This is a genomic window from Desulfobacula sp. (assembly GCF_021107415.1).
Genome location: NZ_JAIOSW010000070.1, coordinates 1 through 9,111 on the forward strand (window position 1 = coordinate 1; position 9,111 = coordinate 9,111).

The window sequence follows — 9,111 nt, forward strand, 5'->3', positions numbered from 1 at the left end:
ATGATCAGGATGCAAAACCACCCTATGGTATCTTTTTTATTAATCTGGACACCAAGAAGGAGGTGGCTGTTAAACAGACCTGGGAAACCCTACCACTGCCTCCCGGGCGATATCAACTTGACTGGTGGGAAACTCAGCATCAGTCAAAAAGACAGACCCTGGTGGAAGAATTTGAGCTTGAACCGGGTAACTTGTTAGAACTGGAAATTTAAATTTTGGGCAGTATACCAATAATTTTTTTCACTTTTTACTTTGGAGAAAAAAGATTGATAAATCAAATGAGAATAAGCTTCTCCTACTAAATAAGATTAGCTTTAAATTTATTTATTTGTACGTATAGATGGTATTATTAACCACAAGCAAAATTGAAAACTGGGGTATGACTTCCAAAAGAAATACTCGGTGCTCAGGCTCATAACGGCAGTGATCATAGCAACGTGAAGTCAACGTTTTACTTAAAAATTCACCGAATACAAAATATTGTATCTGAATCAAGATCAGAAAAATCCAACAACATGATTTCAAATGATCATCGGCAGATGCAGAGAGCAACAGTTTTACCTGTTCACCGGACATGGGTTTCCGGTGAACTTTAGGTACCGCCTTTTATCTCTGCCGGGATATCTGAAAAATCTCTAATTTACTTGCGATCACCCTGTGTTTAGCCGCACACTATTTTTTACAAAAATGTCATTTCCCGCCATTTCATCATTCTAAGCAGGCCTACCAAGTTTTAACAAGGATTAAAAACGGTATAAAAATATTTATAACATTTTTGTAGTTAAATTTGATAATAAAAAATACAAATTTGGAATAAAAATCTAATAAATCAATAAATGAGTTAAAATTATATCATATTATATATCAAACTTATCTTATATTTTCAGCATATTATAAGGTAAAGCAAAAATTATAGCATTTCATGGCACACGGTTTGCTTTAAAGAAAGAATAAACAATAAAACATCAACAAACTAAGGAAACTTAACATGTTACTAAAAAAAATATTGCTGCTATTGGGAATCTTCTTTTCAACCACTGCCTGCGCCTTTGCCGAAGATGGAATCATTGATACGGGAGATACCGCCTGGGTAACCATGGCGACCGCTTTGGTCATGATAATGACCCCGGCAGGCCTTGCCCTGTTTTACGGTGGCATGTCAAGATATAAAAATATGCTGAACACCATAGCCATGACATTGGTTGCCTATTGTCTTGCCAGCATTGTCTGGGTTGGCTGGGGATATTCCCTTGCTTTTGGTGAGAGCTCAAACCTCTTTATCGGGAATTTAAAACATCTTTTCCTTAACGGCATTGATATTCACTCCGTATCCGGAACCATCCCCACCATCCTCTTTGTGCTTTTTCAGATGACCTTTGCCTGCATCAGTATCGCCCTTATACTGGGCTCTGTAGTTGACAGAATGAAATTTTCATCATGGATTATATTCACCATTCTCTGGGTCACTTTTGTATATACACCGGTCTGTAATTGGGCCTGGGGCGGTGGATGGATGCATAAAATAGGTGCCCTGGATTTTGCCGGCGGTAATGTTGTTCACATTAATGCAGGGGTTTCGGGCCTTGTTCTGGCACTTTTTCTCGGGAAAAGACACGGATATAAAAAAGAAGCCATGATACCATCCAGTGTTGCCTTCACTGCTCTTGGCGCGGGCTTTTTATGGTTTGGATGGTTTGGATTTAACGCGGGCAGCGCACTTGCTGCGGATGGAATAGCAGCTTCGGCATTTATGGTTACTAATACGGCAGCAGCCATGGCTGGTCTTGCCTGGCTGCTTGTTGAATGGCAATACAGCAAAAAGCCAACCCTTTTAGGACTTGCATCAGGTGTTATTGCCGGACTTGTCGGCATAACACCTGCAGCAGGATTTGTCTCTTTAACAGGCGCCCTGGTAATTGGGGTTGTTTCCGGCATTATTGGTTTTTTTGGTGTTGCAGTTCTTAAGCACAAACTGGGTTATGACGATTCCCTTGACGCTTTTGGAATACATGGCCTGTGCGGCATGTGGGGAGCAATTGCCACAGGATTTTTTGCTAATCCTTCCATTACTGAAGGAGCAGCAGGCCTGTTCTACGGAAACCCCAAACAGGTCTGGATTCAATTTCTATCCATTATCGGCACCATTGTTTTTAGTGCCACCGCGACCTTTATCGTTGTTATGACAACCAAAATACTTACCAATGGAATTCGAGTGGACAGTGATGATGAACTTGCCGGATTGGATAATGCCCTTCATGGTGAACGTGCCTTTGAAATTGAGTAATCACAACACCACATAATATTTGTAATCCCATCAAATATACGATAAGTTACTCTAACTGAGGAGTAGCTATCTATGAGGTCTGTTAAGTTATATCTTTTAATAATTTTTTCTGTTTTTATAGTGAGCCTTCCTGCGACTGGAGCTCAAAATCAGATTACTTTCTGGACCACTGAGATGGAAACAGAAAGACTGGAAATACAAAGAAAGATTGCCCAGACATTCACCGCAAAAACTAAAATTCATGTCCGTGTGGTACCTGTGCATGAAAACCGTTTAGCAAAAAAAATCACTGCTGCCAATGCAACAGGGGCTCTACCCGATGTGCTCTATCACCCGATAGATTTTACCCTTGGATGGGCAAAAAAGGGACTCCTGGATGTCCAGTCTGCAACGAATATTGTAAATCGTCTGGGCAAAGAGACTTTTAGTACAGGTTCTCTGAACCTTGTCTGGTTCTCGGATGGCTATGCTGCTGTACCGATGGATGGATGGCACCAGCTCCTGCTCTATCGCAAGGATCTCTTTAAAGAAAAGGGATTGCCTGTACCTGACAGCTGGGATCGTATCCTCCAAGCCGCTCAGGTTCTTCACAATCCACCCTTGATCTGGGGCTTTATGGCAGCAACTGACCCCGACCAGATATATACTCAGCAAGTTTTCGAGCACTTTGCTTTGTCCAATGGCGTCAGGCTGATAGATCCATTCGGAACTGTCGACCTTAACACCCCGGAAATGATCCAGACCCTGGAATTCTATAAAGCACTAACCCGATTTTCCCCACGCGGTAATATCCACTGGCTCCATACCCGGATGGACTATGTGTCAGGACGAGCGGCCATGATCATGTGGTCGCCTTATATCCTGGATGAACTGTCAGGGCTTCGCAATGACCTGACAGTGATTCCCGATATTGTCAAAGGAAAACCAGGATACCTGGCTGAAAACACCGGGTTTGTGTCCATTATTCACGGCTTAAAAGGGACGGCTCAATACAGCCAGATAAACTGCCTGGGTATTACACGAGATGCAGACAAGGCTCCAGCCAAACAATGGATGGAATTTCTCCTGACCGATGGATACTTGAGCTGGTTGGGTATGGCCCCGGAGGGTAAATTACCCGTGCGCAAGGGAACCCGGCATGAACCTAACTGCTTTATTAAAGGATGGATGGGACTTGAGTTTGGCGTTACAATACGGGCCAAAATCTCCGAGTTCTATGGAATGGATGTGATAAAAACTATTGTAGAGAGGATGGATGGTTTAAATCACTGGGGAGTCACTGAAAATAAAGGAGCCCTTATCGCAAGGATTTATGAAACAAAGGTTATTCCCAGGATCCTCAAACGATTTCTCGACGACGGATTGAGTGCCAGGCAGGCAGCGCAAATGATGAACGATCAAGTGAAGGCTCTGGAAAAATGACAGGTACCCCAAAATGAAGAAATCAATTTTTATTGCTCTATTAATAATTTTTTCGTGTCTGTATTTTGCCCTGTCGTATTTTTTTATCTCAACTAGTGCCAATAAACCTCAACCGGAAATTATAGTAAATACCTCTCCAACTATAAGCAGTTTAACCTGGTATACTTCAATACCGCAAAGACATGCCGACAGGATTGCAAATGCATTCAGAATAAAGAAAGGCATTGATGTTAAAATCGTCAGAAGCTCAACTTTTTTAATCAGAGAAAAATTATTGTCGGAAATTAAACAGAATGCAACCAAAGCAGATGTGCTGACAATTGCTGATATCGGTACGTTTATTGAGTTAAAGAATCAGGGACACCTGATGGAATACGCTTCCCGTCATTATCAAAATTTTCCCGAAAAATATAAGGACACGGGCTACTGGGCGGTATTTGCGGGATTTGGAGTGTGCATGGCCTATGATAAAACCAGGATAGATACACCGCCGAAACACTGGACTGACCTTTTAGACGAAAGATGGAAAGGGCGAATCGGACTTGAGGATATCAATACAGCAGGCTCCCAATACGGTCAATATTACATGCTGCGGGAAAAACTGGGTGTTAAATTCTGGGAAAAGCTGCTTTCTATTCAAAAGCCTAAAATCTATTACAGGACTGAGGCGCTTGCCAATGCGCTTCTTAAAGGAAAAATTGATATTGCAGGCCAATTCAGTATACACATAGTTCACGATTACAAGATAAAAAGAAGAACACCCATCAAGGGTATCTATCCTAAAGAAGGTATTCCTTTTATTGTTAACCCGGTTGCCATTATAAAACAGACAGCACATGTGAAAGAAGCAAAGGTATTTTTTGATTTTCTTATTTCTATAAAAGGCCAAAAACTCATACAAGGTTTAACTTATAAATATTCTGTGTGTGATGGTATAACTCCTTTGAATGGGATACCTTCCTTAAAAAGTTTAAATGTTTTACGTCCTGAAAACAAAACAAAATATGCCGAAAAAAAAAGTGACTATATCCGGGAATTTAACAGTTTGTTTAAAAAGGGAGAATAGAAAAATGAGGATCGACAGTTTAAATAAAAAAACAATCCTGTTGATTTTTATCCTAACTATTGTTTGCATCTCCGGTTCTGTTTTCATGGTTTCTCAAATCATAGAGAAACAAGCCATGAATAAGTATAAACTTGATAAAGAGACGTCAATTGAAGTCCTGTCTTATTCTCTGGCTCCCATGTTGGATTTATATGACTACAAGCAGGTTGAACACTTGATAACATCATCTCTAAGTTATGAAAAAATTGTATCTGTTGCAGTTTTTGATGACAGCGGGACGCTTATAAAATCCGCTGCCAAAAACAATGTTACTGCAAAAGATTTAGATATGGAAAAACGTAAAATAACCACAAGTCTGGAAGGAATAATTGGAAGCATAGAGATTGGTTTTTCAAAAAAATATATTCATGACCGTATCCGAGCTGTGACTGCAGCCTTGATTTTTGGTTTAATGGGAGGCTTTGTTCTTTTAGGGCTTGGCCTTTATATACTCATGAGACACTATATTATTAAACCACTTGAAAGCTTAACAAATACGGTAAAAGAGATGACTTTTGAAAATCTGTCATCAAGGGTAAAAATTTTCAGAAAGGATGAAATCGGTACGCTGGCAAAAAGTTTTAATCACATGGCGGATAACCTGGAAAAGTCGCATAGGGTGTTGCGGGAAAGCGAAAATAAATATCGTTCAATGATGGAAGCCATGAATGATGCAGTTTATATTTGTTCTTCAGACTATAGAATCGAATATATGAATCCAGCCATGATCAAAAAGACAGGACAAAATGCCGTAGGAGAGCTTTGTTTTAAGGCCATATTTGATTTGAACGAACAATGTCCGTGGTGTCGACACAATAAAATACAACAGGGTAAAAGCCTGGCATTTGATGTTGTTGATCCGCAGGGCAACCAATTTTACCATGCTTCCAATGCAGCCATTGTCCATAGCAATGGAACTATTTCAATGCTGGCGGTTTTAAGAGATACTTCCGAGCTTAAAAACCTCGAAGCCCAACTCCTACAGGCTCAAAAGATGGAATCCATCGGTACTTTGGCTGCCGGTATTGCCCATGATTTCAATAATATCCTGTCTGCTATCTTTGGATATACGGAAATCGCTCTTCGGAAAATTCCAAGCGATTCAAGCCTGGAGAATAGTTTGAATAAAGTGCTTCAGGCAGCCAAACGGGCCAGAGACCTGGTGAAACAAATCCTTACCTTCAGTCGCAAATCTGAAAAAGAGAAAAAACCGGTACAGGTACACTTGATTGTCAATGAGATCCTTAAATTCCTTCGCTCATCTTTACCCAGTACCATACAGATCCAGCAACAAATTGAAATCGACAATGATATAGTTTGGGCTGATTCTACACAGATTCATCAAATCCTAATGAATCTGTGTACCAATGCAAGCCATGCCATGATGGAAAAAGGAGGAATATTACAAGTAAACTTAGAAAACATGGAACTTAATTCGGATTTCACTGCTCAATATCCGGATATCAAGCCTGGACCTTACTTAAAAATAACTGTAAGTGATACCGGTCACGGCATGTCTTCTGATGTTCTTAACAAAATTTTTGAACCCTATTTCACTACCAAGGAGAAAGGTTCGGGAACCGGGCTGGGAATGGCTGTGGTACATGGTATCATCAAGAACCACAGCGGCTGCATCAAAGTAGATAGCAAACCGGGAAAAGGCGCTGTTTTTTATGTTTATCTTCCTGTAATTAATGAGGAGGAAACATCGGAAAAAGAGACTGACCAGCCCATCCCTACCGGAAACGAACGTATTCTATTTATTGACGATGAGGATATTTTGGTGGATCTTGGAAAACAATTGTTAGAAAAATTGGGTTATAAAGTTGTTGCCTTGACCAGCAGCGTTGAAGCCTTAGAGATATTCCGTGCAGAACCTGATCGATTCGATCTTGTTATTACTGATATGACTATGCCCAAAATGACGGGAGACAGCTTAGCTAAAGAACTCATGAAGATCAATACTGATATCCCCATCATCCTTTGTACAGGATACAGTAACGGAATATCTGAATACAAGGCAAAAAAAATGGGCATCAGAGCATTTGTCATGAAACCTTTTGTCATGAGAGAGTTGTCCCTCATTGTGCGGAAGGTATTGGATGAAGCATAATCCTTTGCTTTAGATAAGAGGAAAGATGATTTCTTACTTAAAACCCATGAAGTATGGTTCTTGGAACATCACAGGCCTTTGACACACCGGTTAAAACCATTGCCTGTTCAAATTCTGTTCTGATTTTATCAATATATAGTTCCACCCCTTTTTGAAGACCACCAACCGCAGCAACACAAAAGGGACGTCCTATCATAACTGCATCTGCCCCAAGTGCAAGCAGCTTTAAAACATCACCACCCGTTCTGACTCCGCCATCAGCAAGAATACTTATTTTTCCTTTAACAGCATCAGATATGTCCGGAAGCACCATGGCAGCACCCGGTGTAAAATCCAGAACTCTTCCGCCATGATTTGACACCACAATGGCATCTGCACCGGCATCAACAGCAGACATAGCATCATCAACAGTCATAATACCTTTTAAAATGAATTTGCCTGAAACACTTTTAACGATCTGACCCAGTTTTTCGACAGTTTTGGGTGAGACCGGCCGGCCCATTTTCTTTAAGGTAATCAGTCCTGCCGCATCAATATCCATGCCCGTGATATCTGCATTGCTTTCTTTCGCCTTATCCAGCTTTTCAAAGAGCTCCTTATCCTCCCAGGGCTTTATAAACGGAATGCCGTGGCCATCGGCTTGTTTGATAATACTCAATCCGATTTCATGGACAAAATCGGGGACGCCGTCACCGGTACACCCGATAATTCCTTTTTCCCTGCATCCGAAAATAATGGACTTTATATAGGCTTCTTCAGAAATAGCACCCCCCATATTAAAGGACACACCGCCAATGGGCGCAGCCAGCACGGGGATAGAAAGTTCTTTTCCTAAAACAGAAATTCTGGTATCCGGTTCAAGCACATCATGAACCAGGCGCATATTAAAATTAATCTTTTTTAAGGCATTGATATTTGCCTTAAATGAGGATGCCGTACCAAGCCCTCCCATACCAGGGACTTCACCGGCACAGGCATTTCCATTACATTCTTTGCATACTCTGCAATAGCCTTTCATTAATTCTTTTGCATTTTCATATATCTCTTGCATAATATTTATTCCTTATCATCACATCAAGACCACACTGATTATATTTATTTCTTTAAATCGGATATCATATTGATCGTGCGATTTCTTCGGCTTCGCTGATGCAGTACATCAAATGTCTTGGAGATTTTGCATCGCCGATCAGATGGAACTTTGCCTTGGTCTTTTTCTCAAGTTTTTTAGCATCCCGGATAGAACTTTGCTTTTCCGAAATCACTACAGAATCAAAACCGGCTAATATCCTTTCATCCCCGTTGGCCTTAAATACGACCCCGTCATCTGTGACTTGTTTAATCGACACATTTTTATAGAGAGAAACATTTCCATTTTTCAGCCGTTCCCTCAGGTAATACCGGTCATTGCTGGACATTTCCTCTGCAAAACTATTTTTCCGGTTCAAAACAATGACCTGTTTCCCCAGTTCTGCCAGAAAATCAGCTGTAATCAAACCCGTCATGCCGCCACCCAGCACAATGACCTTATCACCAATCTGTTCTTTGCCTCTGATCACATCAACATTGGTAACAAGATCCATTTTTGTTTGAAAAAGCCCTTTAATCACCGGCATATCCGGCATTGATCCTGTGGCAAGAATCACCTTATCAGGATTGATTTCATTGATCAGATCCAATGAAAGCTCTGTATCATACCGAACCTCAACATCGAGCCTATCCATTTCCTGTTTGAAAAAATCCAAAATATCATTGAGTTCCCCGCGGCCGGGAGCTTTTGATGCAAGGGACAGCAATCCGCCTGTATCTTGTTTTTTTTCACAGACAATGGTCTTGTGTCCTTGAAGTGCAAATTGCCGTGCCGATGCCATCCCGGCAGGGCCGGCACCTGCAATAAGTATTTTCAGTGATTGAGAGGGCTTTTTTTCATCTTTTAGTTTATATTCCCTTCCCACATCAGGATTGACTACGCAGGAGCCGGGCTCTTTGGCAAGCACTGCATGAATACACCCGAGACAACAGCCCACACAGGGACGAATCTGTGAAGACTCTCCTTTCCTGGCTTTTTCAGGATAGTAAGGATCTGCCAGAAACGACCGACCAAAGGCCACCATATCAGCCTTGCCCTCTTTAATAATCTCATCGGCATGGTCCGGATATTTAATCCGTCCCACGGTAATCACGGGA

At 41.2% G+C, this 9,111-nt stretch carries 7 protein-coding genes; 5 read left to right on the forward strand and 2 right to left on the reverse strand.

Going from position 1 to position 9,111, the window contains the following annotated elements:
- The 5 genes from K8S13_RS03680 to K8S13_RS03700 form a co-directional block, all read left to right on the forward strand.
- The coding region (locus K8S13_RS03680; protein WP_291460537.1) for a hypothetical protein at positions 1–212 on the forward strand (212 nt) is incomplete at its 5' end.
- A 776-nt stretch (positions 213–988) separates the two neighbouring features.
- Positions 989–2,284, forward strand: a complete 1,296-nt coding sequence (locus K8S13_RS03685) for an ammonium transporter (RefSeq protein WP_291460538.1) — start codon at positions 989–991, stop codon at positions 2,282–2,284.
- A gap of 174 nt (positions 2,285–2,458) precedes the next feature.
- A complete protein-coding gene (locus K8S13_RS03690) occupies positions 2,459–3,706 on the forward strand; it encodes an extracellular solute-binding protein (protein WP_291460539.1) in 1,248 nt (415 codons plus the stop codon).
- A gap of 13 nt (positions 3,707–3,719) precedes the next feature.
- A complete protein-coding gene (locus K8S13_RS03695) occupies positions 3,720–4,772 on the forward strand; it encodes an extracellular solute-binding protein (RefSeq protein ID WP_291460540.1) in 1,053 nt (350 codons plus the stop codon).
- 4 nt (positions 4,773–4,776) lie between these two features.
- On the forward strand, positions 4,777–6,924 hold the full coding sequence (locus K8S13_RS03700) for a response regulator (RefSeq protein WP_291460542.1): 2,148 nt from the start codon (positions 4,777–4,779) through the stop codon (positions 6,922–6,924).
- A gap of 37 nt (positions 6,925–6,961) precedes the next feature.
- On the opposite strand, the gene K8S13_RS03705 is transcribed toward K8S13_RS03700, so the two are convergent.
- Positions 6,962–7,975, reverse strand: coding sequence for an alpha-hydroxy-acid oxidizing protein (locus K8S13_RS03705; RefSeq protein ID WP_291460544.1), 1,014 nt, complete (start codon positions 7,973–7,975; stop codon positions 6,962–6,964).
- 64 nt (positions 7,976–8,039) lie between these two features.
- Positions 8,040–9,111 (reverse strand): FAD-dependent oxidoreductase (locus K8S13_RS03710; protein WP_291460545.1); only part of this gene is annotated, 1,072 nt, incomplete at its 5' end.